This is a genomic window from Bacillus sp. z50, assembly GCF_058313585.1.
This window is the reverse complement of sequence record NZ_JBZFQL010000003.1, coordinates 568,768-595,142: the sequence shown is the minus strand read 5'-3', so window position 1 is coordinate 595,142 and position 26,375 is coordinate 568,768. Positions and strand designations below refer to the sequence as shown.

The window sequence follows — 26,375 nt, the reverse complement described above, 5'->3', positions numbered from 1 at the left end:
AACCATGCTTTTTGAAGGAGGAAATCAAATGAGTGGTATACAACGTACCGCACTTGTCTTAACAATTATAGGCGCCATTAACTGGGGACTTATCGGATTTTTCCAATTCGATTTGGTTGCAACTGTTTTTGGGGGCGGAAGCCAAGCTGGTGGTTTCGCACGTGTTATTTATGCACTTGTTGGAATTGCAGGCCTTGTCAATCTTGGATTATTATTCAAGCCAAGCGAACAAACAAGCAGCCAGGAACAACCAAATCCATCAAAATCATAATATCTAGAATAGGCCCATCCCTTTATTTGGATGGGCCTATTCATTTATACAGACAATACCTTTTTAATTTTTGAAATCGCCCAATCAAGCTCTTCTTTGGTAATGATAAGTGGTGGGGCAAAACGGATGACATTATCATGAGTTTCCTTACATAATAAGCCCTCATCCTTTAACCGTTCACAATATGGGCGTGCTGATTCCGTTAATTCCATACCAATAAATAAACCACGGCCTCTGATTTCTTTTATAATAGGATTTTCGATCTTCCTTAATTCTTCACTCAGATAGGCTCCCAGCTGTTCGGATTTTCCAGCCAAATTCTCTTCAACTAACACATCAATAGCCTCCATAGATACTGCGCAGGCTAATGGATTACCACCAAAAGTAGATCCATGGGACCCCGGATTAAAAACATCAAGAATATCATGATTGGCCAGAATACAGGAAATTGGGAATACTCCGCCACCAAGGGCCTTACCCAAAATATAAATATCAGGAACAACATCCTCCCACTCACATGCAAACATCCTGCCCGTTCTGCAAAGCCCTACCTGAATCTCATCTGCAATAAATAAAACATCATTAGCCTTACATACATCATATGCTCCCTTAAGGAACCCTTCAGAAGGTATATTAATTCCTGCTTCACCTTGGATTGGCTCAATCAAAAAGCCTGCTGTATTGGGAGTAATCGCTTCCTTTAAAGCTTCTATATCGCCAAATGGGATAAGCTTAATGCCTGGCAGCATTGGACCAAAACCTCTTTTATATTCTTCATCAGAAGAAAGAGAAACAGCGAGCATCGTTCTGCCATGAAAGTTCCCAGTGCAGGCGATAAATTCTGCCTTGTCCTTTTCCACTCCTTTTACATCATAGGCCCATCTTCTTGCAGCTTTAAAAGCTGTTTCAACCGCCTCCGCACCAGTATTCATAGGAAGTGCTTTGTCTTTGTTTGCTAGCTTACAAATTTTTTCATACCATGGACCAAGCTGATCATTATGAAAAGCTCTTGACGTCAGAGTTACACGATCTGCTTGCTCCTTTAAAGCTCGAATAATTCTTGGGTGACGATGTCCCTGGTTTACAGCCGAATAAGCACTCAGCATGTCCATATATCGGTTTCCCTCTGGATCCTTCACCCAAACACCCTCAGCTTCTGCTATAACAATCGGCAATGGGTGATAGTTCCTGGCACCATATTGTTCTGTTTGTTCAATCACTTCGTTGGAAACAGTTGTCTTTGTCACATGAATCGGCCCCCTATCTAAGTTTTTCATTCGTATAAGGTATAATTCCATTCGACTAAAAACCCAATTAAACGATAAGTTGAGTCTTGTCTATATTATCCGATAATTTACGTACAATTGGAATTAATAACTGTTAACAACAAAAAACTGCCCATTATCACAGTCGAAACAAGTGATAAGGGCAGTTTCAGAAATCAATTCAATTATTTTTTAATAAGATCTTCGCGTTTGGATTGTTCAATCCACTCTTCCAATTTATCTTTAAGTGTATTGAATCCTTGTGGTGTTTCAGCAGGCGGAATTTTAACTGAACCTTGTTGAGATTTTTTCTTAGGCTTACGAGCTTCCTGTTTAACTGCTGGCGGCTCTTCTGTAGCACGGATAGATAAAGCGATTTTTCCAGCTTCTTCATTAACGGAAAGAACTTTAACTTTAACTTCATCGCCTAATTTTAATTGATCATTAATATCTTTCACAAACCCGTACGTAATTTCAGAAATATGAACGAGTCCTTGTGTATTTTCGTCTAAGGCAACGAATGCTCCATAAGGCTGAATGCCAGTTACTTTACCGGTAAGAATTTGACCTACTTCATATTTTGTAGTCATAATAACACTCCTATAAATGTTTAAATTTTTCGTTTATATACGCAATATAAAATTATAGCATAATGTTGAGCCATTATCAAAAATGACCTACACACTCTTCTATTTTTATTTACCCTATCGCCTAATAATAAACACCTTTCCCGACAGGAATAACTTACCTGTTCAATCAGATTTAATATTCTGGCAATTATTCCTGTATAATGCTACTATTATACGATTAATAAGATTACAAGCTATGAGGTGCATACATGCAAAAACATGAACAATGGTCATCAAAGATTGGATTTATTTTAGCTGCTGCCGGTTCAGCAATTGGACTGGGTGCCATTTGGAAATTCCCCTACATGGCTGGAACAAATGGCGGTGCAGCCTTCTTCCTTTTATTTATTGCGTTCACACTTTTTATCGGTGCTCCTATTTTAATTGCCGAATTTGTCATTGGACGAAATGCACAAAAAGATGCAGTCAGTGCCTATAAAGTTATAGCCCCTAATTCTAAATGGTTTTTATTGGGGTGGATGGGTGTAATTGCTTCCGTTCTGTTGCTATCCTTTTACAGTGTGGTAGGCGGCTGGATTTTATCCTATCTAGGCAGAAGTCTACTTGGGCAGATAACAGGGGTAGCTAATTATGAATCATTATTTAATAACATTATTGAAAATCCATATGAATCAATCATTTCTCAGATTCTGTTCATATTATTGACAATATGGGTGGTTCAGGGAGGAATCAAAAAAGGGATTGAACGGGCAAGCAAGTATATGATGCCGGCATTATTCATTTTGTTTATTATATTGGCCGTTCGATCGTTAACCCTGGATGGAGCTATGGAAGGTGTTAGATTCTTCTTGCAGCCAGACTTCAATAAAATCACTGGTGAATCCGTATTGCTGGCACTTGGACAAGCCTTTTTCGCTCTTAGTGTGGGAACATCTGTAATGGTAACCTACGCTTCCTATTTGCCGAAAAACGAGAATTTGATGAAATCCGGCTTTTCTGTTGTGGGATTAAATATTTTAATCTCCTTATTAGCAGGACTTGTTATTTTCCCTGCCGTATTTGCGTTGGGATATGATCCTGCATCAGGTCCAGGGCTAGTTTTTGTCATACTGCCAGCTGTATTTAATGAGATCGCATTCGGAGGATTTTTTATGATCATCTTTATGGTCTTATTGTTATTTGCGACTCTTACCTCCGCCTTTTCCATTTTGGAAATTGTTGTAGCAGTCATTTCAAAAGAAAATCCCGAGAAACGAAAATCTTCCGCATGGCTGGCTGGAATCATCACCTTCATTGTTGGGATTCCGAGTGCTTTATCCTATGGAATCTTAAGCGATGTTCATATTGCAGGTAAAACTTTCTTTGATCTGGCAGATTTTATTGTTTCAAATCTTGCCCTGCCGCTCGGTTCGCTGTTTATTTCTATATTTATAGGTTACGTTATGGATAAAAATGCAGTCAGAACAGAGTTACAAAATGGCTCGAAATTGAAATACTGGATGTTTAACGGTTGGTATATCTTAGTCCGTTACGTATGCCCTGCCGCAATTTTATTAGTCTTCCTGAACTCTATTGGAATTATTTAGTAAGGTGGTAGAATATAAGGAGAACTATTAATATCGGGAGGGATTGATAATGGCTACAATTGGAGAAAATATTCGTAAGTACAGAATTGACAAAGGAATGAGTGTGGAAGAGCTAGCGTTACGCTCCAGAATCGGCACTCACAAACTTGAGCAATACGAGGAAAATGAATTAACACCAAGCCTCCAGGTTCTCCTGACTATTTCAACTGCATTGGATTGCCCTGCCTCCGAATTAATGGAGCACGCCAATCCAACAGGACCATGCCAACTAGATCCCGAACTCCATCACCTCATCAACACAATGGGGCAAAAGCGAGCGAAATTAATACTAAAGAAAACCCAAGACATAACCGAAGCCGACTTCCTAAGGATAATGGGGAACTTAAAAAGCTGAAACGGCTCGTTCAGAAGCGAGGAGCATAAGAGAAAGCCACGAAGGGAATGGTCTTCCCCGCAGTGGCTTTTCTTATGTCCTGAGCTTCTAGCCGTTGAAGCTGGATTAACTAAAAGGCTGAGGCGACTACCCAGGAGCGACAAGCATAAGAGAGAGGCACGCAGGGAGGTGTTCTTCCCTCCCGCAGTGGCTATCCTTATGACTCGAGGGACTAGGAGTTGAAGCTGGATTATTAAAAAGCTGAAACGGCTCGTTCAGAAGCGAGCAGCATAAGAGAAAGCCACGAAGGGAATGGTCTTCCCCGCAGTGGCTTTTCTTATGTCCTGAGCTTCTAGCCGTTGAAGCTGGATTAACTAAAAGGCTGAGGCGACTACCCAGGAGCGACAAGCATAAGACGAATACTCGGAGGGAGGTTTTTTCTCCCGCAGAGTATTTGCTTATGACTCGAGCTCCTAGGAGCCGAAGCTGGATTAACTAAAAGGCTGAAGGGCCTTGCCCAGGAGCGAGGAGCATAAGACAGAGGCTCGGAGGGGATGTTCTTCCCCCGTAGAGGCTATGCTTATGTCCCGAGCTCCTAGGCCCTGAAGCTAGATTAACTAAAAGGCTGAGGCGACTGCCCAGGCCCGAAAAGCATAAGAGAGAGGCACGCAGGGAGGTGTTCTTCCTTCCCGCAGTGGCTATCCTTATGACTCGAGGGACTAGGAGTTGAAGCTGGATTGATTAAAAGGCTGAGGCGACTGTTTCAAGGAACAAAGACTAAGAACGCCACGTCGTGTGGCAACGCCTTTGTGACCAACATCCTGTTGGCCTCAACCAAACAAAGGGGCAACCATAGGTCATTTAACGACTTATGGTTGCCCCCTCATTTTTTATATTTGAAAATCTTTTCCCTATACTCAGAAAACTCTTAGTAAAAGTCCTTAAGGAAATTTATGAATGATTGTTTAAAAATCGTTCAATCCTGGTTAAGGCTTCCCGTAATTGATCGATAGATGTAGCGTAAGAGCAACGGATATGCCCTTCTCCGCCTATACCAAATACATTACCTGGTACTACTGCTACCTTTTCCTCAATCAATAATTTTTCTGCAAATTCTTCAGAGCTCATGCCAGTAGATTCAATGGATGGAAAAGCATAAAATGCTCCACCCGGTGTGTGGCACTTCAAACCAATCTCATTAAATGAACTAACAATATAATTTCTTCGATGATTATAGCTCATACGCATTTCTTCCACATATCCCGCCCCATATCGCAGGGCCTCCAAAGCAGCATATTGGGCAGATGTAGGGGCACACATAATCGCATACTGGTGGATTTTCAGCATAGCTTCTGAGATTTCTTTGTTTGCACATACAAAACCAAGCCTCCAGCCTGTCATAGCAAATCCCTTTGAGAAGCCTGATATTAAAATCGTCCGTTCATACATCCCTTCAATGGCTGCAAAGCTGGTATACGCGTCATCATAAACAAGTTCCGCATAGATTTCATCGGAAATCACAAGAACATCATGTTTAATAGCAATTTCAGCTAATGCTTTCAAATCATCCTTAGACAATTGGGTTCCTGTTGGATTATTGGGTGAACAAATCATAATCGCCTTCGTTTTCGGTGTTATAGCTGCTTCTAACTGTTCGGGTAACAGTTTAAAATCAGATTCTTTCATGGTTCCAACCGAAACAGGCTTACCTCCTGCCAATGCCACTAATGGAGCATAGGATACGAAGCATGGTTCAACGACTATTACTTCTTCTCCTGGGTTGAGAATGGCTCGTAAGGCGATATCGATTGCCTGACTTGCACCTACAGTTACAATAATTTGATTTTCAGGGGAGTATGTTACCTGAAAACGTCTACTCATATAGGCTGCAATTTCCTCGCGTAAATCAAGCAATCCTGCATTTGCTGTGTAAGACGTATAGCCTTCTTCCATCGAGAGGATAGCAGCTTCCCTGTATCGCCACGGAGTAACAAAATCTGGCTCACCTACACCAAGCGAAACGATACCTTCCATGCCTGCTGCCAAATCAAAAAATTTACGTATTCCGGAGGGCTTCATTTCTCGAGCCGTATCAGATAGATAACTCGTTTTAATCATGGAGTTATCACAATCCTTTTATCCTCATCAAGAGGTGCAAATACAGTCCCATCATGTTTATACTTTTTAAGAATAAAGTGAGTCGTTGTAGAAATAACTGAATCAAGAGTCGATAATTTGTCTGAAACAAATCGCGCTACCTCATTCATCGACTTGCCCTCAATGACCACAGATAAGTCATAAGCACCTGACATTAAATAAACGGATGTGACCTCTTCATAGCGATAAATTCGTTTTGCTGTCTCATCAAAGCCTACGCCTCTTTTAGGGGTTACTTTCACATCAATCATGGCAGTAACTCCTTCGTGATCTTTAACTTTCGACCAATCGACCAAAGCGGCATAGCCAACAATAATATTGGATTCTTTCAGTTTTTTTAAGGCTAGTTCAACTTCCTCTTTAGACATTGCTGTCATTTTTACTATATCATCCAGAGGGATTCTGGCGTTTTCTTCGAGAATATTCAAAATCTCAATTTCCTTAGCTGTAAGGTTCATACCCTCACCTCCATTAAAAGTATCATTAGATATAAAGATATCTGAAAATTTAATTTAAATTAAACTTTTTCCATTATAACACTCATTTTATACATATGAATATGTAATCAATTATTTTCATCTCACATACCATATTTATTTGAGAAAACAAGCCAATTAATAAATCTTCTAAAACTGCCAGTCTGTAAATATATGATAAAATAAGGGAATCATATAAAGGCGGGGTGAAAAAATGAACAGTACAACAAATACAGAAACCATTATAGATCGTAAAGGAACAGCTTCGTATAAATGGGATAACGTTGATTCATTATTCGCAGGCAGTGACTTATGGCCAATGTGGGTGGCAGACATGGACTGGGCTTCGCCTGTTCAGGTACAGGAAGCTTTAATTACCCGCATACAGCACCCAATATTCGGATATACATATGCCTCCGATTCTGTATACCAGGCTATCATAAATTGGATGAACGAAAAGCATAAATGGTCGCTTAAAAGAGAAAATATTTCTTTTAGTCCAGGTGTAGTTCCGTCCTTATCAGCAGCTGTTCTTGCATTTACTGAAGCTGGAGATCAAGTGATGATTCAAACACCTGTCTACGGTCCATTTCATAATGTCGTTAAAAGTAATGGCCGAACTCTTGTTACCAATAGAATGAAAATCAACCAAAATCAATTTGAAATTGATTTTGAAGACTTTGAAAACAAGCTTCGTAATGGAGTAAAATTATTCATCTTATGCAGCCCGCACAATCCTGGCGGAACGGTTTGGGCAAAGAAAGACCTTGAGAGAATGATTAGCCTATGTCAGCACTATCAAGTGCCTGTCATTTCCGATGAAATTCACGCTGACCTGATTCTTTATGACAATATTCACACACCTGCCGGAATCATCAGCAAAGATGTTATTACACTGATGGCTCCTAGTAAAACCTTTAATATCGCTGGATTGCATGGCTCTCTGATCCTAAGTGAAAATAAAGATTACCTCTTAAAAATGGAACAGCAATTCCTCAAGCAAGGTATTGGGGGCATTAATGTACTTGCCTATACTGCCATGGAAGCGGCCTACACCCATGGTGCTGAGTGGGTGAGTGAGACCGTATCCAAAATTGAAGAGAATATTGAAATCCTGACTGATTATGTTTCTAAGCATTTACCGAAAATAAACATCATGATTCCTCAAGCATCTTTCCTTGTTTGGATCGATTTACGGGATTTAGGAATATCAGATATTGAAATCACAGAAAGGCTCATCCATAAAGGGAAATTGGCTCTTGAACCCGGTGCGAAATATGGGCAGGATGGCCAAGGATTTGTTCGAATGAATATAGGGTGCTCTAAGGACACTCTCACTGAGGGCTTGCGCAGATTGCACGAAGCATTCCAAGACCTCAACTAATTATGTAACAAGCATTTGCCAATCAGTCTGGCAAATGCTTGTTTAATTTTAAGAAGAATCCACTCAGATTTCGGCAAAAAAAAACTGCACACTTTGCATGTGCAGCCATCATTGAATATTTTGCTCTTTTAATTTTTCTTCCAATTCCTTTGCCTTCTGAACCTGCTTACGATTATAAACAATGATAAACCGCATCGTTAACACTGCAAACAATGTAAAAATGGCCATCGTTAATCCGGCTGGAATGTATTCTCTTTTATCTTCAGGAAAATACAAGAATAATCCTATAATAAACGCTAATGGCTGAGACATGTTTTGAGACACCCTTTCCTGATTTGAAAACATTTGAATTTTAACCATATTATAACACGACTAGGGTGAGTATAAGTGATATTTGATTATCCTCATTTATAAATAAGAAAAAAGCTGCCGAGTCATCGACAGCCTACTTACATTATAGGGATTATTTTAGGATGTTGATTTTTTCAATCACTACATCATAAACCGGTTTATCGTTAGGACCTACTTTAGTAGTTGCGATGTCATCTACAACATCCATTCCTTCAGTAACTTGTCCAAACACGGTATGTCTGTGGTCAAGCCAAGGAGTTCCGCCTATTTCCATGTATTTTTCCACTGCTTCCTGAGGATATCCCGCTTGTTCCATTTGTCCTTTTAGATTCGCTTCAACAGCACCTTTTTGAACAATAAAGAATTGACTTCCATTTGTACCAGGGCCGGCATTTGCCATAGACAAAGCACCACGGAAATTAAATAAATCCATCGTGAATTCATCTTCGAATGATTTACCCCAAATGCTTTCTCCACCCATTCCTGTTCCAGTTGGATCTCCGCCTTGAATCATGAAATCATTGATCACGCGGTGGAAAATGATCCCCTCGTAGTATCCATTTTCTGCATGAGTCAGGAAATTTTCAACCGCTTTAGGAGCTTGGTCAGGGAATAATTTGATTTGGATGGAACCTTTATTAGTTACCATCTCCACTAATCTTTCATTACCTTGTACTTCTGTAAATTGAGGTAATACTGTCATTTTATCTTCGCCTTCTTTCTCTTTAATGGTTTGATCCAGCTTTAAAGTTGTTTGATCACCAGATTGGAATACCTTATCTTTTATATACAGATTCCAAATCGCTGCACCAAGGAGGATTATTAATAATAGTATCATGGTCTTCCATTTCATTTAAACTACCTCCAATTTTTCACTTTACACGATTCTCAAAAAAAAAGCATCTTTCTGAAGAGCTTTTTATAGGATTGATTATGGTACATCGGTATGATAGAGAAGAACAGATATGAATGGGGGATAAAAATGAATGAACTCACTATTGGCGACCAAGTGATTGCACATTATAAAACCGGTAAATATGTAGGCGAAATCACCAATATCCGAACAAATGGATATATGGTTGTTAAAATACTGGCTGTATTAAAGCACCCTATGCAGGGAGATCTTCATCATCCAAAACAAACAGAAGTTGATTTTTTCCATGAGCGAAAGGCTTTAGCTTACAGGGAACAAACCAACATCCCGGTAAACATGGTGAAACCGTTTAAAGGGGAAATTCCTGATTACACAGAATCCCTGCGCCAGTCTCTTGAAACATTAAAACAGGAATTGCAAAAAGAAGAATCAAAGTGGTCAGATATGTCTTTGTCAGCTATATCGAATATAGAGCGCGAGTATTTTCCAATATGATAAACATAAAAAACCAAATCACTCTTTACTGATTTGGTTTTTTACGTCAACCCATTAAATAACTGTGAAAAATCCACAACGTCTCCGATTGTCGTTGGCTTATAGTTATCCACATACCTCCTGTCCTGCTCAATTAATGTAAACAGTTCATAAGTCATTCTGGCATCATCCAAAGCACGATGCCAAACGCCTTTAGCCTTGTCCCCATATTGCTGAACTGCTTTCCATAGGCCTGTCTGATTTCGGTCACCAAAGAATTTTTGATACTCAATCGATAAATCCAATTGCTTTCCCGTTAAAGGGAATATATGTCCTGAATACTGACAGTTTTGCTTTAACACCTTCATATCCATGTTTCCCCATGTAGCAATCGTTGGAGAGTTAGGATGATCCAATTCTCGCAGTAAACTGTGAAAAACATCAAATTCCACCCCTGTCTTAAGATCATCTTCGGTAATGTGCAAAAAGTTCTTACATCGGTTCGTTAACGACTGAAATACTCTGGGCAGGACATAAGAATTGTATTGATTGACTATTGTTCCACTCTTTACCTCGATAATTCCATATTCAATGATTTCAGGAAAGAACCCATTCGGATTATTTCGATCCTCTGGCATTGTAAATTCAAAATCTATGAATAAATAGTGGTCATCCTTCTTCACAATGATACAACCTCCTTGTTTTCGTGTAATCTATTGCTCCTTCCAAATTTTCCTCTTTTAACCATAAAATCAATACGATATAGTTAAATATACGAATAGAATTCCAGGTGGGTAAAAATGAGAAAATCAATTGGATTTTGTATGATTTTATTACTGGTTCCATCCTTATACGGATTGAGTACATTAACACTGAATGAGTTTTCCAAATTGCAAAGCCTCAATCATGTTTTGGACACCAATTTACAAATAGATCAATCAGCCATGCAGCTTAACAGTACAATCACAGATTCCGATGGACAATTATCAGAGAAATCTATCAAACAGAGAATCGGAAATATATAAAGGATGCTGATATCCCTCAAATTTTAAAGGATATTTACGTAGTTTCAGAGGATCAGCATTTTTATTCACATAAGGGGTTTGATTTATCAGCTATTAGCAGAGCGTTCATAATTAATACGGAAAGCGGGGGAATTCATCAAGGGGGCAGCACCATTACACAACAGCTCGCTCGAAATTTATTCCTCACAAATGAACGTACATATAATCGTAAATTAACTGAACTGCTTTACGCCTATCAGCTTGAGCGTGATTTTTCAAAAGATTAACTATTAAATACTTACATAATTGCGATTTACTATGGTAACAGTTCCTATGGAATTGAAGCTGCTGCTCATTTTTATTTTTCCAAATCAGCAAAGAATCTCAAGCATGGTGAACTCTCTTTTCTAGCGGCAATTCCTAATAACCCTAGTCTTTATGACCCGCTGACTAATTTCCAAAGTACAAAAAAACGCCAGGTTAGACTTCTGCAGCAACTTGAGAATAAGAATTTCATAACGAATGGAGAAAAAGAGCAAATTTTAAAAGAATCAATAAAATTAAATCTTTCCAAACGAATCCAAGAATTTCCTGATTATACCGATTACACGCTGGCTGAATTTCGTCAGCTGGTCGCAGAGCAGGATGGTTATCAGTTTTCTGGTTTATCTGAACAAGAATCTAATCAATTAACAGAGAAATTAGATAACCGCATCACGGAACTGCTGCATTCAGGAATTACGATCCACACTTTTTCTCGATTCAGATATTCAGAAAAAGCCAAATTTAGCCGTTAGTAGCATCCTGCCTTATAAAAACGTTGAAGCATCAGCGGTAGTTATTAATCATTCTACTCATGAGCTTGTCTCATTGATTGGGGGAAAAACATATAAACCCTCAACATTTAATCGAGCCCATTAAAGTTTTCGTCAGCCAGGATCTACGATTAAACCATTGCTGGTATATGCGCCTTATTTGAAAACTAATAAGGATCCAAAAAATAGACGCTTCAGCGATATGCATCGAAAATTACTGCCCAGAGAACTATGGTCATTCAACATATAGCAATCTTCCACTCAATCAGGCAATGGCCAAATCGGTTAATACTGCAGCTGTTCGATTGCTTCAAAAAACAGGTAGCTTATATAGGAGGAAAAACCGGTACAACAAATGATTATCATGATTTATGGTTTATTGGGATGACTGCTTCGTATACTGGTGGGGTCTGGGTGGGCAAGGATCAGCCGTCCAGTATTGATTTTTTAAATAAAAGTCAGCCGCAAATACAAATATGGAAAAGCATGATGTATTCTCTCTATTAGAGGTTCATCATGCTTTTTCCTTTACAGCGGAAGTCCCGCCATTATACTATTATATAATTTTAAGACAGAGAGACAGACTGCCAATAACAGAACGGCCCAGATAGTTACATGAAAAAATATAATCCCTATCAATCAGGTACCCGATAAGGATGAACTGATTTTATACAGAAAGTATATAAAAGCGAATAATGAAGTAAGTAAAAAGCAGCCTGCAAGCAACCAAAGACAACATAACATAGATATAAGTCCACCTATCAGAAAAATGATAGAAGTCCCTCTCAGCTTTTGCAGGTCTTCTCCCACCTTATCCTTTGAGAAAAATAAAAGTGACAGTTCCAAAAAGGTATCGACAAGAAGCTTTAACGCAGCAAGTAACATAAAAAAACAGATAAAGAACAATAATAAAAAGGATAATTTAATATGGATCTCTGATAACAATCCAGTCATGCCTGAATAGAGCCCATTGCTTTTTAAAAATGCAATCATTCTTATCATAAGATGAACAGCAAAGAACAGACTAAATGCCATTATCGATAATAAGGGAAAATAACCTGTTACATAAGTATTCTTCATTTTCATTATTCCTTATACTTCACATTTTCCCATTATAAACCATTTATCGGAAAGGAGAATTAAATTTTTAAATTTTTTCCTTCATATAATACATGGTTAAAACACATGAATACCAGTCTTTTCAAGTACAGTCTAATATAAATTTGCTGTATAATTTGCTATGCTGAATGTACGGATTGGTACATTTTGTTGTAATTTTTCAATATTTTATAATTTTTTAAGGGAGGTCCTTATGTCAATGCTTCACTTGAGTATATTACTGCCTTTTTTGGCTGCGATATGTATTCCGTTTATAGGCAAATATGCTCGTAAAATACATACCGGATGGTTCGTACTCATTATACCTATCGTATTATTTGGTTATTTGTTTACGTTCCTGCCTGAAATAACGGATCATCAATCCATAACAGCTAGTTTTGAGTGGATTCCTTCACTAAACATATCATTTGATGTTTATGTAGACGGATTAGGCCTGCTCTTCGCTATGCTGATCACAGGTATTGGTACACTAGTTATTCTGTACTCCATCTTTTATATGGACAAAACAAAAGAAAAACTGAGTAATTTTTATGTTTATTTACTATTATTTATGGGGGCTATGCTTGGGGTTGTCCTATCTGACAACTTAATCGTCCTTTATACGTTTTGGGAATTTACCAGCCTTTCTTCCTTCCTGCTGATTGGCTATTGGCATGAGAGAAAAGGATCTCGCTACGGAGCGCAAAAATCATTATTAATCACCTTTTTAGGTGGCTTATCCATGCTAGGAGGTTTTATAACCCTCTCTGTAATGGGAAATACCTTCAGCATCAGAGAATTAATTTCAATGGCTCCTGATTTGGTAAACCATCCTCTTTTTTATTTTTCGATGATACTCGTTTTATTAGGGGCATTCACGAAGTCTGCCCAATTCCCATTCCACATTTGGTTACCTGATGCAATGGAAGCACCTACACCAGTCAGTGCATATCTTCATTCAGCAACGATGGTTAAAGCAGGTATCTATTTAGTAGCACGTTTGAGCCCTATATTTGCTTTATCAGGTGAATGGGTATGGATTATCGGCCTGGTCGGTATCATAACCTTAATTTGGGGTTCCTTTAATGCAGTACGTCAGTATGATTTAAAAGGGATTCTTGCCTACTCAACAGTCAGCCAGCTCGGCTTAATCATGTCCCTGCTTGGCATCGGTGCGGCTTCCCTCCATTTTGGATCAGCCGAGAATAATGTATATATTGCCGCTGTTTCGGCAGCTGTTTTTCACCTAATTAACCATGCAACCTTTAAAGGTTCATTATTCATGGCAGTCGGTATAATTGATCACGAAACGGGAACTAGGGATATTCGTAAACTGGGCGGATTAATGACCATAATGCCAATCACTTTTACTATTGCTGCAATCGGAGCATTCTCAATGGCAGGCTTGCCTCCATTCAATGGCTTCTTGAGTAAGGAAATGTTCTTTGGCAGCCTATTAGATATAACAAAAGCAGATTTTCTTAACCTGCAAACATGGGGTAATTTATTCCCTGTTATTGGATGGCTGGCAAGTGTATTCACATTTGTTTACTGTATGATTCTTTTATTTAGAACATTTGGCGGCAAACTTCAGCCTGAAAAATTAACGAAAAAACCACATGAAGCACCGATTGGATTATTGATTTCACCAATCACGCTTGCAGCCTTGGTTATTATTTTTGGATTATTTCCAAACATCCTTACTTCAACAATTATTGAGCCAGCTACTGCAGCTATCCTGCCGAGCCTTTATGAAAACGGAAACCCTCCGCATCTTCATATACAAATGTGGCACGGAGTAAATGGCGCATTATTAATGACAATCGGAGTTGTCATCTTAGGAATTATCTTGTATAAGTTCTATCCAAAATGGAGCAAGATTTATACGTATTTCTCTGATAAATACACATTAAACAATGCATATAATATGGGATTAAGATCACTGGATACAGGTTCACGTCTCATTACCCGCGGATATATGAACGGGAGTATCCATGATTATTTAGTTTATATATTTGGCTTCTTGATTATCAGTTTACTTTATACGGTTTGGAAAACCGATAGCTTTGCATTCGAAACAACCAGTATGACTCCAATTGGGGTATACGAAGTTATTTTGATCTTTATCTTAGTTCTGGCTTCAATCATGATTCTATTTGCAAAATCGAGACTGACTTCAATCATTTTAATGGGAGCGGTTGGTTATACGGTATCACTTTTATTTGTTCTATTTAGGGCACCTGATTTAGCCTTAACTCAATTTGTCATTGAAACAGTATCTACATCGCTGTTCTTGCTTTGTTTCTATCACTTGCCGAAGTATAAACCAAAGGAAAAGCGTATGCGTTTTAAATTGACAAACCTGGCAATCTCTCTCGGTGTCGGAATTACGATGACACTTATCGCGCTGGCTTCTCACAGTACGAAGCTATTTGAATCCATCTCTGAATTTTATAAAGAGGTTACGTACAAAGAAGCTGGTGGAGAGAATATGGTTAACGTAATCCTGGTTGACTTCCGTGGTTTGGATACCATGTTTGAAATCACCGTATTATCCATTGCAGCCATGGGAATTTACACCATGATTAAACTCCGTCTCACGAAAAGAGGAGGGGAAGAATGAAAACAAATGATTTAATTTTACAGACGGTTACTAAAATCGCAACTTTTATTATTATTTTGTTCTCTATACACATTTTCTTTGCCGGACACTATACGCCGGGCGGTGGATTTATCGGTGGTCTTATGACTTCTTCTGCCATCATTCTTTTATTGCTGGCATTTGATTTAAAAACCGTAAAAAGTTTTCTGCCGGTAAATTATTTATCGTTGATAGCTGTGGGGTTGTTGTTATCTGTCGGGACTGGAGCTGGTGCGTTATTCTTCGATGCTCCTTTCCTGACGCACGCCTTTGATTATTTTGATTTGCCGCTCCTTGGAAAAACATCCCTTCATACAGCAGTTATCTTTGATACGGGTGTTTATCTAGTTGTAATCGGCGTGACAATGACCATTATTCAAACGATTGGGGAGAGTGAATGATGGAGATTTTAATGTGTTTTGCTATAGGAATTCTATTTACGATTTCCACCTATTTACTTTTATCAAAAAGCTTGCTTCGTATCATTATTGGAACAAGCATATTGAGCCATGCGGTGAATTTATTGGTTCTTACCATGGGAGGATTAAAACAAGGAGCTGTGCCTATCTTAAGTGAACACGCCAAATCCTATGTGGATCCGCTGCCACAGGCATTAATCCTGACAGCGATTGTAATTAGCTTCGGTGTCACATCTTTCTTCCTGGTATTGGCCTATCGTTCCTATCAGGAACTTGGAACGGATAACATGGATCAACTGAGAGGAAATAAGTCATATGAATAACCTTGTTATATTACCTATTTTACTTCCGTTATTGACAGGAATTTTATTGTTATTCCTTGCGAAAAAAATAAATGCCCAACGAATAGTCGCCTTGGCCTCTTCTATACTGGTCCTGGTAGTTACCTTTTCACTTTTAATAGAGGTAAAAACAAATGGCATTCTAACCTTGCAGGCCGGCAGCTGGGATGCCCCTTTCGGAATTAGTCTTGTAGCGGATATGCTGGCAGCCTTACTGGTTTTAACTACATCTCTTATTACATTAGTAACGATTATTTATTCTTTTAAAAATATTGATGCAAACCGTGAAAAATATTTCTACTATGCCCTTATCCAATTTTTAATTGTAGGTGTTAACGGGGCATTTTTGACCGGAGATATATTCAACTTATTTGTATTTTTTGAAGTAATGCTGATGTCATCTTATGTATTACTTGTGACAGGTGGTACAAAAGTACAGCTTCGCGAGTCTATTAAATATTTGCTTGTAAATGTAATTGCTTCTGGCCTTTTTGTTGCTGCTGTTGCATTCTTATACTCTGTTGTAGGTACGCTGAATATGGCAGATATTTCAGAAAGAATTGCGGAAGTAGACCAGCCGGGAATCATCACGGTTATCGCTGTTCTGTTTCTAATCGTGTTTGGATTGAAGGCAGCCATTTTTCCTTTATATTTTTGGATGCCCGGCTCATACTTTGCGCCGCCAATTCCAATCCTGGCTTTGTTTGGTTCATTATTAACGAAGGTTGGTGTTTATTCCATCCTAAGAACCTTTACCATTATGTTTTATCATCATACTGATTATACGCATACATTGCTGGAGTACCTTGGAATTTTAACCATTGTATTTGGCTGTATCGGTGTATTGGCCTATATGGATGGTAAAAAAATCATCATTTACAATATCGTAATTGCCATTGGTGTTATAATCTTCGGTATTTCAATCATGAATACCGCATCCATATCCGGTTCAATTATGTATACAATTCATGACATGATGATTAAAGCAGCCCTGTTTCTGCTTATTGGAGTAATGATGGCCAAAACAGGGACAAGTAATATTAAGCGCATGGGTGGGTTAATTCACGAATCTCCACTTTTAGCTTGGATGTTCTTCATAGCGGCTATATCGTTAGCAGGGGTTCCACCTTTCAGCGGTTTTACAGGAAAATTACTAATCATTCAGGGTGCCTTTGATGAAAGGCATTACGTAGGAGGATTGGTAGTCCTATTCTCAAGTTTAATTGTTTTATATTCCGTGATGCGCATTTTCATATTCGCGTTCTGGGGAGAGAAAAAAGTTTACGATGAGAACTTCTCCAAGAAAGATAACCGTTTTTTACTATTGCCGATCGGCATTTTACTTGTAGTCTCAATATTGTACGGATTGGGCTCTGAAGTTGTTTATACGTATGTTTCTGATGCGGTTGATGTTTTAATGAATCCATCAGATTACATTCAGGCCGTACTAAAGGAGTGATGAAGATATGTCTTATCAAATATTATTAAATGTAATTCTAGCCTTGACCTGGATGTTCCTGACGACGTCAAATACAGCCGCTTCCTTTATTATCGGCTATTTAATTGGGGCGATTATTCTTTTTCTATTCAGACGCTTTTTTTCGACTCGGTTTTATTTGCATAAGGTAGTGGCTGTCCTTCACCTTCTGGGGATATTTATACGAGAATTATTGATTGCAAACTTCGACGTTTTTAAAACAATCATCAGACCAAAGCTTGAACTGAAGCCAGGAATTTTTACTTATGAAACCAAACTTAAATCGGATTGGCAGATCACTCTTCTGTCCTGTCTGATTACCTTAACTCCCGGTACATTAGTTCTGGATATTTCTTCTGATAACAAAACATTATTCATCCATGCATTAAACATATCGGAGATTCCAGAGATGCAAGAAAGTATAAAAAATTCATTTGAGCGGCTTATTCTGGAGGTGAGTGAGTAATGATTAATTTCATCCTTCAGCTTTCTTTAGTCTGTATAGCTATTTCGATGCTCATTCTAATTTATAGAGTAATTAAGGGACCAAGCATCCCTGATCGTGTAATGGCATTGGATGCTATTGGCATGAACTTAATTTGCATGATTGCCATACTATCTTTATTGCTCAGCACATCCATGTTTTTAGAGGTTATCCTTCTGATCAGTATTCTTTCGTTCACTGGTACGGTTGCCTTTTCGAAATTCCTGGAGAAAGGGGAAATCATAGAAAATGAACGAAATTAGTTCCTATATTTTTGTTTGTATCGTTTTAATCGGTTCTATATTAACCGTTGTATCAGCTCTTGGAATACTCCGTTTACCCGATGTCTATACGCGGAACCATGCAGCTTCTAAAACATCCACTTTGGGTGTAACCCTTGTATTGCTTGGCACATTCTTATATTTCTGGATTACAGAGGGCCATTTTAACTCCCGTATCCTGTTAGCTATCTTCTTTATTTTTATGACAGCTCCGGTTGCCGGACATTTAATCAGCCGTGCAGCCTATAATACAGGCGTTAAATTGTGGAAACATAGTGTGCGTGATGATTTAAAAAAGGCAAAAAAACAAAAAAATAGCTAATGACAGAAAAAGAGGATGCTTACAAGATCGCTTTAGACCTTGTAAAACATCCTCATTTTTTTATTTGAATAACAGCAAGCGTACATCTGCTGATACATATTAATTCGTTCTCTTCATCCGTTATTTTAATTTCCCATACCATTGTTTTTTTTCCTCTGTGTACAATATTTCCTGTTGCGGTCACCAAGCCTTCCCTTTTGCTTTTAAGATGATTCGCATTAATCTCTAAACCAACGACTGCTTCTTTCTCCTCGTCAACCATTGTATATCCACCAAGACTGGCGACCGTTTCGGCAAGAGCCACCGATGCGCCACCGTGAAGAAGTCCCATCGGCTGGTGTGTCCGATGGTCAACAGGCATGGTTGCAACAACTCTTCCTTCACAGACCTCAACTATTTCTATCCCTAATGTACCCATCAATGTTTTACTTAAATCCAATTAAAGGCATCCTTTCCATTGCTTATTTGTTATGAATTAGATAAAGAGCGGAAAAATAAAGGAGTAAAGCTTTCTTACAACTGATTCCTATTCTGATTTTTAAGGTGAATCCCTTCGAAAAAAGATGAACTGGATATCTGTAAGACTTTACAAAAAGCATATCTAGATGATGGAGGATTGGTCAAATGGATCTTCGAGAAGGAATGGTTCCAACTGTATTAGGTACCGCTGTTGCTGCTACTGGTTATGCCCTTAAACAAAAGCATAATAGCAATAAAATGATTGCCAATGCACTATTTGGATTTGGGCTTGCCCATATTGCTCTTGGTGTTATTGATTTAGTCGAGCATCGCAACGATATCTAAACGAACATCATCTATCCCCTAAATAAGCAACCTAACCGTTGCTTATTTTTTGGTCTAATACAATCTACCTTCTCTTATATATAGTTATAAGGTATTTTATTTCGTAAGAGGAGGTGCCCATATGTATGCAAATCAACAGTTTTATAACTGGGCTCAAAGTCTAGGTCCTCATTACCACATACCCACATGGATCCATCCATCTGTTACTGGTATGAATTCTTATTCTTCATATAACAGAAAAGTTCCTGCTATAGATACAACAAAATTTAAGAATTCTGCCAATCGAACCGCGTCCTATCTGACTGAAGCATTAAGAATTGCCAATCAGATCTCTGCATCTCAAGATTTAGCTCGTCAAATTATGGCAGCCTCTGAGTTTAATAACCTAAGCGAAGTGAATCGATTATTGCTTTCAACCGGTATTCGAATAGCTCCTTCCATCTATTACGATCCGGAGGGAATTCGGCTGGTTTTTGCTGATAAACAAACCAGTCCTCCCTGTTGTGAAGTTGGGGTAGTCATACGATGGAGCTAAAAACCAGCAGTTTGATAACTGCTGGTTTTGTTTACAAATTATTATTAATAAAATCCGCCACCATATCCCCATGGGGACCCATATCCATACGGAGGATAACCATATCCATATCCCCATGGTCTGCTAAGCAATGCTCCACCTATTAATCCGCCGGCTAATCCTAAACCAAATCCCCCGATCGGACCTCCAAATCCAAAACCAAAACCTGGTCTACCCCATGGTCTTCCCCACGGTCCGCCCCACGGTCTGCCCCATGGTCTTCTCTGTCTGTAATCCATCTGTAAAATACCTCCTGTTTGTTTAAATGCCTACACTATTATGTATGCAGAAACCTAACAGCAGGTAAGGGCGTATGCCCTCTTACAAGGATAACATTCACATTTAAATCTATTTATGAGATTAGATTAATCTTCACCATCCAAACCAAAACGTTCAACCAATACAGCCAATGTCCTCGCCATTACACCAGTAGCACCTGATGGTCCAAGTTCATAGCTGGAACGTCTTGTAGATGTACCAGCTATATCTAAATGCACCCATGGAGTCTCCTCGGCAAACTCACCAACAAATGCACCTCCCATAATGGCATGCCCCTCTGCTCCCGGCGAATTATTAAGATCAGCTATTTTGCTATTGCGAACACGCGCTTTATCCCTTTCGGTAATTGGCAATCTCCACATGGGTTCTCCAGCTTCATCAGATGCTTTTAAGACTTCCTCAAACCAGCTTTCATGATTTGTCATCGCACCTGTCATTTCTACACCTAATGCTGTAATAACTCCCCCGGTTAATGTAGCTACATCAACTAAATAATCCGCTCCATGCTGTTTAGCATATGTAATCGCATCTGCCAACACAAGACGCCCCTCGGCATCTGTATTCAAGACCTCAATTGTTTTACCAGCCATGGAAACTATGACATCATCCGGTTTGAAGGCATTTCCGGAAATCATATTATCTGTTGATGGAATAACAGCCACAACATTTTGTTCAGGTCTCAATTCCCCAATTATCTCCATAGCTCCAAGGACAGCGGCTGCTCCCCCCATATCCGTTTTCATTCCAACTATCCCTGCTTTTGTCTTTATTGAATATCCGCCTGTATCAAATGTAATTCCTTTGCCAACCAAACCAATTACATCTGTCCAGTCAGATTTCCCTTGATATTTTAGGACAATCATTTTAGGTGGTTCAGCAGATCCTTGGTTGACGGCAAGCAAGGCTCCCATTCCAAGCTCCTGCATATCTTCTTTTTCAAGGATTTCGCACTCAAACTGATACTTATCAGCCAGCCCTTTAGCATAATTGGCCATATCTGTAGACGTTAGCATATTACCTGGAAGATTTACTAAAGTCCGAGCTGAATTGGTTCCTTTTCCATATGTATATCCAACAAAAAGGGAAGACTCAACTAGCTCTCGGTCGGCTTCCGTATATACAGAAACCTCTTCTATTTTCTGATCTGGTTCATTTTTCTTATGCTTATATCCTTCAAATTCATACGTAGACAAGGCTAATGCTTCTCCTAAAGCATGTGCTGCATCCTCCACCGTAATGACATCTGTCAGGAATGACGTTAAGTCGACGCTAATCTTTGTCCATCCACGACCTTCGACTTTCTGAAACATTTTGCCAAATGCTTCTTTCAGCTCTTCGAATGTTAAATCTTTTTGTTTCCCCAATCCAACGAACACCAATCTCTCCGGTGGAATAAGATCAAGTGTATGCAATGTCGAAACTTTTTTCTTCCGAGCGGAAATATCTCCAACCTTGGCAAGCTCCTGAAGCTTACTATTCATCATTTTATCCGCTTCCGATAAAGTCGCTGCAAGCGTAACTGGATGATTAAATGCTCCAGTTACCAAAACAGGCATATGTAGTTGACTCGGATTTTCATTATAAACTTTAAACATACTACTCCTCCTGATCGTTTATCTTTATTCATGCCTTTTCTTACTGACATTAACTATCCTTACCTATTATCTTACCATTGGCATCATAATTTAGAACAAATGACGCATTCCATTCACTGAAAAATTAAACGATTTACCCCGACATATCTTGCCTATTTTACCCTTCCTTTAGACATAAAAAAACAGAGGACTATTATCCTCTGTGAATTAGTTGCGGAGGCCAACAGGATGTTGGTCACAAAGACGTTGTCACAGGACATGGCGTTCTTAGTCTTTGTTCCTTGAAATGGTCGCCTCAGCTTTTATGCAATCCGGCTTCAACGGCTAGAAACTCAGGTCATAAGCATGACCTCTACAGGAGGGAAGAACTCCTCCTTCCGAGCCCCTGTCTTATGCTCCTCGCTTCTGAGCAAGCCGCTTCAGCACTTTGATTTATACCCTATACATACCGGCGCTTGGTCATATGGGTCGATGATGATTCTGGCTTCTATTTGGAATACGGTTTTTAGTACTTCTTGGTTAATGATTTCGGTTGGTGTGCCGGATTTGATTATACTGCCGTCTTTCATGGCTATGATATGGTCTGAGTATCTGGAGGCATGGTTAATATCATGAAGAACCATTACAATTGTACTTTTTTCTTGGCGATTGAGTTCCTGAATAATTTGCAATACATCCAGCTGGTGGGCCATATCCAAGTATGTTGTGGGCTCGTCTAAGAGGATGATGTCTGTTTTCTGAGCCAGGGCCATGGCTAGCCAAACCTTTTGTCTTTGCCCACCAGATAAGCTTGCGATGCTTCGGTTTCGGAAAGGGGATGTTTTTGTTATATCCATTGCCCATTCAATGATTTCCATATCTTCATTCGTCATTATTTTATTATTTTTACGATGTGGATAACGTCCATAGGATACCAATTCCTCCACACCCAACAATCCCGGTGCAACCGGGCTTTGCGGCAGCATAGAAAGCCGTCTGGCAATCTCCTTCGTTGAAATCGTGTTCATATCTTGCTCCTGCAAAAATACCTTCCCTTGCTTTTGTTTCAGTATACGTCCCATCGTTTTTAATAAAGTAGATTTTCCACAACCGTTCGGTCCAATAATAGTCGTTATTTTTCCTTTAGTAATGTCTAAGTTTAAATTTTGAAACACGGTCTTTTTTTCATAACAGGCTTCAAGATTTTCTGTACGCAGAATACTCATATCAAATATCCCCCCTTTATGCTTTCGCCTTTTTGAGTAAATACAAGAAGAATGGTACCCCAATAATGGATACGATAATACCAACTGGCAGTTCAGCAGGGGCAATGATTGTTTTGGCAATATAATCAGAAGAGACTACCAACAGCGCACCGATTGCTGCACTCACAGGGATAACAAATCTATTTTGAACACCAACAAGATAGCGCGATATATGCGGCGCCATTAAGCCAATAAATCCAATACTGCCTGATACTGATACACAAGCGCTTATTAAGCCGATACTGCTGAGAAGTAAGATTGATTTTTCTTTATTAATGGCTATACCTAAACTGATAGCGCTACTATCCTCTAATTGGAGCAAATCAAGTATATAGGCCTTTTTTAGAATGATCGGTATACATATAAACAGCCAGGGGGCCATGGCAAGTATGTAAAGCCAATTGGCATCATAAATGCTGCCTGTGATCCACACAACTGCCATTTCAAAATCAGTTGCTTTCATTTTCAGCGACAAATATAAGGAAACGGCACCAAAAGCTGAACCAATCGCTATTCCAGTCAAGATGAGTCGTTCTACATCAAGGGAACCATTTTTCCATGAAAAGGCGAATATAATTAAGGCCGCCAGCAATCCTCCAACGAGACCAAATAAGGGCATAGCCATAATGGAGAGCCATGTCATTCCTTGAAATACGCTATGAAAGAAAAACATAAATAAAACTACAGCCGTACCAGCACCGGCATTAATACCAAGTATTCCTGGATCGGCCAAGCCATTCTTCGTCACTCCCTGAATCACAGCACCGGCTATTCCAAGCCCAATCCCAACCAGACAGCCAATCAGAATCCTCGGTAACCTAAAATCAAAGATGACCAAATCGTGTTCCGGATTTACGTCTATTCGTGCTAATGTCTTTATTACATCGATAACAGACAATTGAAAGGTTCCGGCCATCAAGCTATAAACGATGACTGCTGTAATAGCGAGTACAATCAGCCATAATGTTATGTAATATCTTAGTTTTGAAACTTTATGCAAGGCCTCTTCCTCCTTTTGTTCTGATTAAATAGAGGAAGAATGGTACACCAATCAATGCAGTCACAACGCCAATCGGTGTTTCAAAGGGATAATTAATAAACCTGCTTAAAACGTCACATAAACCAAGAAATACAGCCCCGAGTATGCCTGCACAAGGAATTATCCATTTATAATCAACGCCGACAAGCATACGGCTAATGTGCGGAATGATTAAGCCTACGAAACCAACTTTTCCTACTAATGCAATTGCCGTACCCGTTAAACAAATAACAGACAAAATACAAATTACTTTGACTAATCCGGTACGCTGGCCCAGGCTGATTGAAACTTCTTCACCAAGAGAAAGAATCGTTACGGATTTGGAAACTAGTAAGGCAAGGAAGATTCCAACTATTCCAATTGGTACAGCCAGTCCAAGGAGCTCTGAATCTATTTGATGCAATCTCGCATTATACCAAAAACTAATATTCTGGGAGACTTGGTAATAGGAGGCCAATGCTTGAGACAGGCTGCTCAGAAACGTCCCAATTACAGTACCTATAATTGCCAAACGAACAGGTGATAAACCATTGGGAAGCATAGAGCCAAATCCATAAACAATTCCTGCACCGAGCGCTGAACCAACCATTGACAACAAAATCATTTCAATAGATGTCATATTCGGCAGGAAAATCATTGATACAGTAATGATAAAAGCTGAACCGTCTACCACCCCCATAATGGAAGGGGATGCAAGATAGTTTCTTGTCATCCCCTGCATTAGTGCACCTGATATAGCAAGGAAAGATCCAACAAGAAGTGCGCCTATTGCTCTCGGTAAACGGGATGTCATAATAATGGCATGGTCCACATTACCGGCATCATAATGAAAAAGGGCATTCCAAATCGTTATATAATCTATATTTTTGGCTCCATAAAAAACGGATAACAGGATGATAAGGAGTATAAGAATGGGTGCCGCACATATTATCAGTAAAGGTATTTTCCTCTTATCCATACACCATCAACCTTATTCAGTCAAAGAGCTGGTTGCAGCTTCGAGGAAAGCCGTCTTACTCCATGCCGTACCGCCCTGGGCAAGAGGATCCACAGTATTAACGAATACTTTTCCGTTTTTAGCAGCATTCATACTTTTCCAAATTGGATTAGCTTCTAGTTCTTCTAATGCTTTCGGTTTATCAGCATTTTCACTTTCTTCAAATTGAAGGAACACATAATCCGGATTCACTTCCGCAAGCTTTTCCATTGAGATAACTTCCTGTGCCTTCGCAGATTTTACCACTTCAGGTACCTCAAGTCCTAAATCATTGTATAGAACTGGGTTAAGGTACATACTTTCCGGATACACATAGACATTGCCTCCTCGGATACGAAGGACCATTGCCTTTTTCCCTTTCAGAGATTCACCCAATTGTTCTTTTGCTTCCTCAGCATCTTTCTTATAACCAGAAATAATCATTTCTGCTTCAGTTTCTTTACCTGTCAAATGAGCCATTAAATTTAAGTTATCTTCCCAATTTGTTGAGATATGGGAGTATGGGAATGTTGGTGCAACCTTCGTTAATTGTTCAGTAACATTCTCCTTCGCTTTGGAAGTCCAAAGGATTACATCAGGCTTTAATCCAAGTAACGTTTCATAATTTGGCTGTGTTTTTTCCCCTATCGACTTGGCACCAGCCAAATCTTCAGCCAAATAAGCAGGCAGTTCTCCGGCAATTGTAATAGCGCCTACAGGCTTAACTCCTAAAATTGCTGCATCCTCCATGGATTCAAGACTCGCTGTAGCAATCTTTTTCACTTCAGAAGGAACCGTATATTCTTTATCTAGGTATGTAATCGTTTGAGTTTTATCTTCTGATTTCTTGCTTTCATCAGCTTGAACTTTATTGTCGGATTGTTTTATTTGTGTCTCCGTACTATTGCATGCTGCCAATCCAAGGCAAGTCATTGCGGATAAACCCACTATTAATAAATTTTTTTTAATACTCATTTTCCCTCTTCCCCCATCTAATCTTTTTCTATGTACTCGCTTTCACTCTAACTTAACTATTGTTTTACCTACCCCCATATTTATCGCAGAAAGTATTGAAAATGATAATCATTATCAAGTATTATATAAAATATATACTAACAAACTGGAATTTTCAATTAATTTCATGTAAATTTTTGAATGATTTATACTTAATTTGTCAAATA

Annotated in this window: 29 protein-coding genes and 2 pseudogenes; 16 read left to right on the top strand and 15 right to left on the bottom strand. The window is 39.0% G+C overall.

The window, feature by feature from the left end; all coding sequences use genetic code 11:
• Positions 1-28: 28 nt before the first annotated feature.
• A complete protein-coding gene (locus tag AC4G3N_RS12235) occupies positions 29-271 on the top strand; it encodes a DUF378 domain-containing protein (RefSeq protein WP_066106678.1) in 243 nt (80 codons plus the stop codon).
• 44 nt (positions 272-315) lie between these two features.
• On the opposite strand, the gene AC4G3N_RS12230 is transcribed toward AC4G3N_RS12235, so the two are convergent.
• Together AC4G3N_RS12230 and yugI are read right to left on the bottom strand one after the other, a co-directional pair.
• A complete protein-coding gene (locus AC4G3N_RS12230; RefSeq protein WP_187393487.1) occupies positions 316-1,518 on the bottom strand; it encodes an ornithine--oxo-acid transaminase in 1,203 nt (400 codons plus the stop codon).
• Between the two features lie 203 nt (positions 1,519-1,721).
• On the bottom strand, positions 1,722-2,126 hold the full coding sequence (gene yugI, locus AC4G3N_RS12225) for a S1 domain-containing post-transcriptional regulator GSP13 (RefSeq protein WP_140461708.1): 405 nt from the start codon (positions 2,124-2,126) through the stop codon (positions 1,722-1,724).
• Between the two features lie 248 nt (positions 2,127-2,374).
• On the opposite strand from yugI, the gene AC4G3N_RS12220 reads away from it, so the two are divergent.
• Positions 2,375-3,712 (top strand): sodium-dependent transporter, encoded by a 1,338-nt coding sequence (locus AC4G3N_RS12220; protein WP_140461709.1) that lies wholly within the window; start codon positions 2,375-2,377, stop codon positions 3,710-3,712.
• A gap of 49 nt (positions 3,713-3,761) precedes the next feature.
• Entirely contained in the window at positions 3,762-4,106 is a 345-nt protein-coding gene (locus AC4G3N_RS12215; protein WP_490552361.1) for a helix-turn-helix domain-containing protein, read from the top strand.
• 930 nt (positions 4,107-5,036) lie between these two features.
• On the opposite strand, the gene AC4G3N_RS12210 is transcribed toward AC4G3N_RS12215, so the two are convergent.
• Both AC4G3N_RS12210 and AC4G3N_RS12205 read right to left on the bottom strand, forming a co-directional pair.
• Positions 5,037-6,203 carry an aminotransferase gene (locus tag AC4G3N_RS12210; protein WP_066106660.1) on the bottom strand — a complete coding sequence of 389 codons (1,167 nt, stop codon included), beginning with the start codon at positions 6,201-6,203 and terminating at the stop codon, positions 5,037-5,039.
• Positions 6,200-6,700, bottom strand: coding sequence for an Lrp/AsnC family transcriptional regulator (locus AC4G3N_RS12205; protein WP_066106655.1), 501 nt, complete (start codon positions 6,698-6,700; stop codon positions 6,200-6,202). The genes AC4G3N_RS12210 and AC4G3N_RS12205 overlap by 4 nt, the downstream gene beginning before the upstream one ends.
• A 232-nt stretch (positions 6,701-6,932) precedes the next feature.
• On the opposite strand from AC4G3N_RS12205, the gene AC4G3N_RS12200 reads away from it, so the two are divergent.
• Complete coding sequence (locus AC4G3N_RS12200; protein WP_066106652.1) at positions 6,933-8,102, top strand: MalY/PatB family protein; 1,170 nt, start codon at positions 6,933-6,935, stop codon at positions 8,100-8,102.
• Positions 8,103-8,210: 108 nt separating this feature from the next.
• Here the strand turns inward: AC4G3N_RS12200 and AC4G3N_RS12195 are convergent, their stop codons facing one another.
• Both AC4G3N_RS12195 and AC4G3N_RS12190 read right to left on the bottom strand, forming a co-directional pair.
• Positions 8,211-8,414 (bottom strand): hypothetical protein, encoded by a 204-nt coding sequence (locus tag AC4G3N_RS12195; RefSeq protein WP_066106649.1) that lies wholly within the window; start codon positions 8,412-8,414, stop codon positions 8,211-8,213.
• A 151-nt stretch (positions 8,415-8,565) separates the two neighbouring features.
• Entirely contained in the window at positions 8,566-9,306 is a 741-nt protein-coding gene (locus AC4G3N_RS12190; protein ID WP_077248121.1) for a peptidylprolyl isomerase, read from the bottom strand.
• Positions 9,307-9,435: 129 nt separating this feature from the next.
• Between AC4G3N_RS12190 and kapB the strand changes: the two genes are divergently transcribed.
• Complete coding sequence (gene kapB / locus AC4G3N_RS12185; RefSeq protein WP_139892300.1) at positions 9,436-9,822, top strand: kinase-associated lipoprotein KapB; 387 nt, start codon at positions 9,436-9,438, stop codon at positions 9,820-9,822.
• Positions 9,823-9,863: 41 nt separating this feature from the next.
• Here kapB and kapD read toward each other — a convergent pair whose 3' ends face one another.
• Positions 9,864-10,484, bottom strand: coding sequence for a 3'-5' exonuclease KapD (gene kapD, locus AC4G3N_RS12180; protein WP_066106643.1), 621 nt, complete (start codon positions 10,482-10,484; stop codon positions 9,864-9,866).
• Between the two features lie 117 nt (positions 10,485-10,601).
• Here kapD and AC4G3N_RS12175 point away from each other — a divergent pair, with 117 nt between their 5' ends.
• Both AC4G3N_RS12175 and AC4G3N_RS12170 read left to right on the top strand, forming a co-directional pair.
• On the top strand, positions 10,602-10,826 hold the full coding sequence (locus AC4G3N_RS12175) for a hypothetical protein (RefSeq protein ID WP_066106641.1): 225 nt from the start codon (positions 10,602-10,604) through the stop codon (positions 10,824-10,826).
• Positions 10,784-11,602 (top strand): annotated as a pseudogene (locus AC4G3N_RS12170) (transglycosylase domain-containing protein). Before AC4G3N_RS12175 ends, AC4G3N_RS12170 begins: the two are co-directional and overlap by 43 nt.
• A gap of 546 nt (positions 11,603-12,148) precedes the next feature.
• On the opposite strand, the pseudogene AC4G3N_RS12165 reads toward AC4G3N_RS12170, so the two are convergent.
• Positions 12,149-12,613 (bottom strand): annotated as a pseudogene (locus AC4G3N_RS12165) (DUF5366 family protein).
• A 319-nt stretch (positions 12,614-12,932) separates the two neighbouring features.
• On the opposite strand from AC4G3N_RS12165, the gene AC4G3N_RS12160 reads away from it, so the two are divergent.
• The 7 genes from AC4G3N_RS12160 to mnhG are packed head-to-tail and all read left to right on the top strand — an operon-like array spanning position 12,933 to position 18,683.
• Positions 12,933-15,341, top strand: a complete 2,409-nt coding sequence (locus AC4G3N_RS12160) for a Na+/H+ antiporter subunit A (RefSeq protein ID WP_139892296.1) — start codon at positions 12,933-12,935, stop codon at positions 15,339-15,341.
• Positions 15,338-15,760, top strand: a complete 423-nt coding sequence (locus AC4G3N_RS12155) for a Na(+)/H(+) antiporter subunit B (RefSeq protein WP_066106630.1) — start codon at positions 15,338-15,340, stop codon at positions 15,758-15,760. The genes AC4G3N_RS12160 and AC4G3N_RS12155 overlap by 4 nt, the downstream gene beginning before the upstream one ends.
• Positions 15,760-16,101, top strand: a complete 342-nt coding sequence (locus tag AC4G3N_RS12150; protein WP_066106626.1) for a Na(+)/H(+) antiporter subunit C — start codon at positions 15,760-15,762, stop codon at positions 16,099-16,101. The genes AC4G3N_RS12155 and AC4G3N_RS12150 overlap by 1 nt, the downstream gene beginning before the upstream one ends.
• The gene (locus tag AC4G3N_RS12145; protein ID WP_139892294.1) at positions 16,094-17,578 is read left to right on the top strand and encodes a Na+/H+ antiporter subunit D; all 1,485 of its coding nucleotides are present in this window, start codon (positions 16,094-16,096) and stop codon (positions 17,576-17,578) included. The genes AC4G3N_RS12150 and AC4G3N_RS12145 overlap by 8 nt, the downstream gene beginning before the upstream one ends.
• 7 nt (positions 17,579-17,585) lie before the next feature.
• Positions 17,586-18,062, top strand: coding sequence for a Na+/H+ antiporter subunit E (locus AC4G3N_RS12140; RefSeq protein WP_066106620.1), 477 nt, complete (start codon positions 17,586-17,588; stop codon positions 18,060-18,062).
• The gene (locus AC4G3N_RS12135; RefSeq protein ID WP_066106615.1) at positions 18,062-18,343 is read left to right on the top strand and encodes a Na(+)/H(+) antiporter subunit F1; all 282 of its coding nucleotides are present in this window, start codon (positions 18,062-18,064) and stop codon (positions 18,341-18,343) included. Before AC4G3N_RS12140 ends, AC4G3N_RS12135 begins: the two co-directional genes overlap by 1 nt.
• The gene (gene mnhG / locus AC4G3N_RS12130; RefSeq protein WP_066106612.1) at positions 18,330-18,683 is read left to right on the top strand and encodes a monovalent cation/H(+) antiporter subunit G; all 354 of its coding nucleotides are present in this window, start codon (positions 18,330-18,332) and stop codon (positions 18,681-18,683) included. Before AC4G3N_RS12135 ends, mnhG begins: the two co-directional genes overlap by 14 nt.
• Positions 18,684-18,735: 52 nt before the next feature.
• On the opposite strand, the gene AC4G3N_RS12125 is transcribed toward mnhG, so the two are convergent.
• The gene (locus AC4G3N_RS12125; RefSeq protein WP_066106926.1) at positions 18,736-19,101 is read right to left on the bottom strand and encodes a hotdog fold thioesterase; all 366 of its coding nucleotides are present in this window, start codon (positions 19,099-19,101) and stop codon (positions 18,736-18,738) included.
• Positions 19,102-19,307: 206 nt separating this feature from the next.
• Here AC4G3N_RS12125 and AC4G3N_RS12120 point away from each other — a divergent pair, with 206 nt between their 5' ends.
• Together AC4G3N_RS12120 and AC4G3N_RS12115 are read left to right on the top strand one after the other, a co-directional pair.
• The gene (locus AC4G3N_RS12120) at positions 19,308-19,487 is read left to right on the top strand and encodes an asparagine synthase (protein WP_066106609.1); all 180 of its coding nucleotides are present in this window, start codon (positions 19,308-19,310) and stop codon (positions 19,485-19,487) included.
• A 121-nt stretch (positions 19,488-19,608) separates the two neighbouring features.
• The gene (locus AC4G3N_RS12115) at positions 19,609-20,022 is read left to right on the top strand and encodes a YuzC family spore coat inner layer protein (protein ID WP_066106606.1); all 414 of its coding nucleotides are present in this window, start codon (positions 19,609-19,611) and stop codon (positions 20,020-20,022) included.
• A gap of 44 nt (positions 20,023-20,066) precedes the next feature.
• Here the strand turns inward: AC4G3N_RS12115 and ymaG are convergent, their stop codons facing one another.
• The 6 genes from ymaG to AC4G3N_RS12085 form a co-directional block, all read right to left on the bottom strand.
• Entirely contained in the window at positions 20,067-20,300 is a 234-nt protein-coding gene (gene ymaG, locus AC4G3N_RS12110) for an inner spore coat protein YmaG (RefSeq protein WP_066106603.1), read from the bottom strand.
• Positions 20,301-20,426: 126 nt separating this feature from the next.
• Entirely contained in the window at positions 20,427-21,935 is a 1,509-nt protein-coding gene (locus AC4G3N_RS12105) for a leucyl aminopeptidase (RefSeq protein ID WP_066106601.1), read from the bottom strand.
• A gap of 419 nt (positions 21,936-22,354) precedes the next feature.
• The gene (locus tag AC4G3N_RS12100) at positions 22,355-23,140 is read right to left on the bottom strand and encodes an ABC transporter ATP-binding protein (protein WP_066106598.1); all 786 of its coding nucleotides are present in this window, start codon (positions 23,138-23,140) and stop codon (positions 22,355-22,357) included.
• 16 nt (positions 23,141-23,156) lie between these two features.
• Positions 23,157-24,179: a FecCD family ABC transporter permease gene (locus AC4G3N_RS12095; protein WP_066106594.1), complete on the bottom strand. Its 1,023-nt coding sequence runs from the start codon at positions 24,177-24,179 to the stop codon at positions 23,157-23,159.
• Positions 24,172-25,176, bottom strand: coding sequence for a FecCD family ABC transporter permease (locus AC4G3N_RS12090; RefSeq protein ID WP_066106591.1), 1,005 nt, complete (start codon positions 25,174-25,176; stop codon positions 24,172-24,174). Before AC4G3N_RS12090 ends, AC4G3N_RS12095 begins: the two co-directional genes overlap by 8 nt.
• Before the next feature lie 12 nt (positions 25,177-25,188).
• A complete protein-coding gene (locus AC4G3N_RS12085) occupies positions 25,189-26,163 on the bottom strand; it encodes an iron-hydroxamate ABC transporter substrate-binding protein (RefSeq protein WP_066106925.1) in 975 nt (324 codons plus the stop codon).
• Positions 26,164-26,375 lie beyond the last annotated feature (212 nt).

Excerpts from the sequence above, each read along its gene's own strand:
- AC4G3N_RS12235 (WP_066106678.1), top strand. The coding sequence starts at position 29 with ATGAGTGGTATACAACGTACCGCACTTGTCTTAACAATTATAGGCGCC.
- yugI (WP_140461708.1), bottom strand. The coding sequence starts at position 2,126 with ATGACTACAAAATATGAAGTAGGTCAAATTCTTACCGGTAAAGTAACT.
- AC4G3N_RS12220 (WP_140461709.1), top strand. The coding sequence starts at position 2,375 with ATGCAAAAACATGAACAATGGTCATCAAAGATTGGATTTATTTTAGCT.
- AC4G3N_RS12215 (WP_490552361.1), top strand. The coding sequence starts at position 3,762 with ATGGCTACAATTGGAGAAAATATTCGTAAGTACAGAATTGACAAAGGA.
- AC4G3N_RS12210 (WP_066106660.1), bottom strand. The coding sequence starts at position 6,203 with ATGATTAAAACGAGTTATCTATCTGATACGGCTCGAGAAATGAAGCCC.
- AC4G3N_RS12205 (WP_066106655.1), bottom strand. The coding sequence starts at position 6,700 with ATGAACCTTACAGCTAAGGAAATTGAGATTTTGAATATTCTCGAAGAA.
- AC4G3N_RS12200 (WP_066106652.1), top strand. The coding sequence starts at position 6,933 with ATGAACAGTACAACAAATACAGAAACCATTATAGATCGTAAAGGAACA.
- AC4G3N_RS12195 (WP_066106649.1), bottom strand. The coding sequence starts at position 8,414 with ATGTCTCAGCCATTAGCGTTTATTATAGGATTATTCTTGTATTTTCCT.
- AC4G3N_RS12190 (WP_077248121.1), bottom strand. The coding sequence starts at position 9,306 with ATGAAATGGAAGACCATGATACTATTATTAATAATCCTCCTTGGTGCA.
- kapB (WP_139892300.1), top strand. The coding sequence starts at position 9,436 with ATGAATGAACTCACTATTGGCGACCAAGTGATTGCACATTATAAAACC.
- AC4G3N_RS12175 (WP_066106641.1), top strand. The coding sequence starts at position 10,602 with ATGAGAAAATCAATTGGATTTTGTATGATTTTATTACTGGTTCCATCC.
- AC4G3N_RS12160 (WP_139892296.1), top strand. The coding sequence starts at position 12,933 with ATGTCAATGCTTCACTTGAGTATATTACTGCCTTTTTTGGCTGCGATA.
- AC4G3N_RS12155 (WP_066106630.1), top strand. The coding sequence starts at position 15,338 with ATGAAAACAAATGATTTAATTTTACAGACGGTTACTAAAATCGCAACT.
- AC4G3N_RS12150 (WP_066106626.1), top strand. The coding sequence starts at position 15,760 with ATGGAGATTTTAATGTGTTTTGCTATAGGAATTCTATTTACGATTTCC.
- AC4G3N_RS12145 (WP_139892294.1), top strand. The coding sequence starts at position 16,094 with ATGAATAACCTTGTTATATTACCTATTTTACTTCCGTTATTGACAGGA.
- AC4G3N_RS12140 (WP_066106620.1), top strand. The coding sequence starts at position 17,586 with ATGTCTTATCAAATATTATTAAATGTAATTCTAGCCTTGACCTGGATG.
- AC4G3N_RS12135 (WP_066106615.1), top strand. The coding sequence starts at position 18,062 with ATGATTAATTTCATCCTTCAGCTTTCTTTAGTCTGTATAGCTATTTCG.
- mnhG (WP_066106612.1), top strand. The coding sequence starts at position 18,330 with ATGAACGAAATTAGTTCCTATATTTTTGTTTGTATCGTTTTAATCGGT.
- AC4G3N_RS12125 (WP_066106926.1), bottom strand. The coding sequence starts at position 19,101 with ATGGGTACATTAGGGATAGAAATAGTTGAGGTCTGTGAAGGAAGAGTT.
- AC4G3N_RS12120 (WP_066106609.1), top strand. The coding sequence starts at position 19,308 with ATGGATCTTCGAGAAGGAATGGTTCCAACTGTATTAGGTACCGCTGTT.
- AC4G3N_RS12115 (WP_066106606.1), top strand. The coding sequence starts at position 19,609 with ATGTATGCAAATCAACAGTTTTATAACTGGGCTCAAAGTCTAGGTCCT.
- ymaG (WP_066106603.1), bottom strand. The coding sequence starts at position 20,300 with ATGGATTACAGACAGAGAAGACCATGGGGCAGACCGTGGGGCGGACCG.
- AC4G3N_RS12105 (WP_066106601.1), bottom strand. The coding sequence starts at position 21,935 with ATGTTTAAAGTTTATAATGAAAATCCGAGTCAACTACATATGCCTGTT.
- AC4G3N_RS12100 (WP_066106598.1), bottom strand. The coding sequence starts at position 23,140 with ATGAGTATTCTGCGTACAGAAAATCTTGAAGCCTGTTATGAAAAAAAG.
- AC4G3N_RS12090 (WP_066106591.1), bottom strand. The coding sequence starts at position 25,176 with ATGGATAAGAGGAAAATACCTTTACTGATAATATGTGCGGCACCCATT.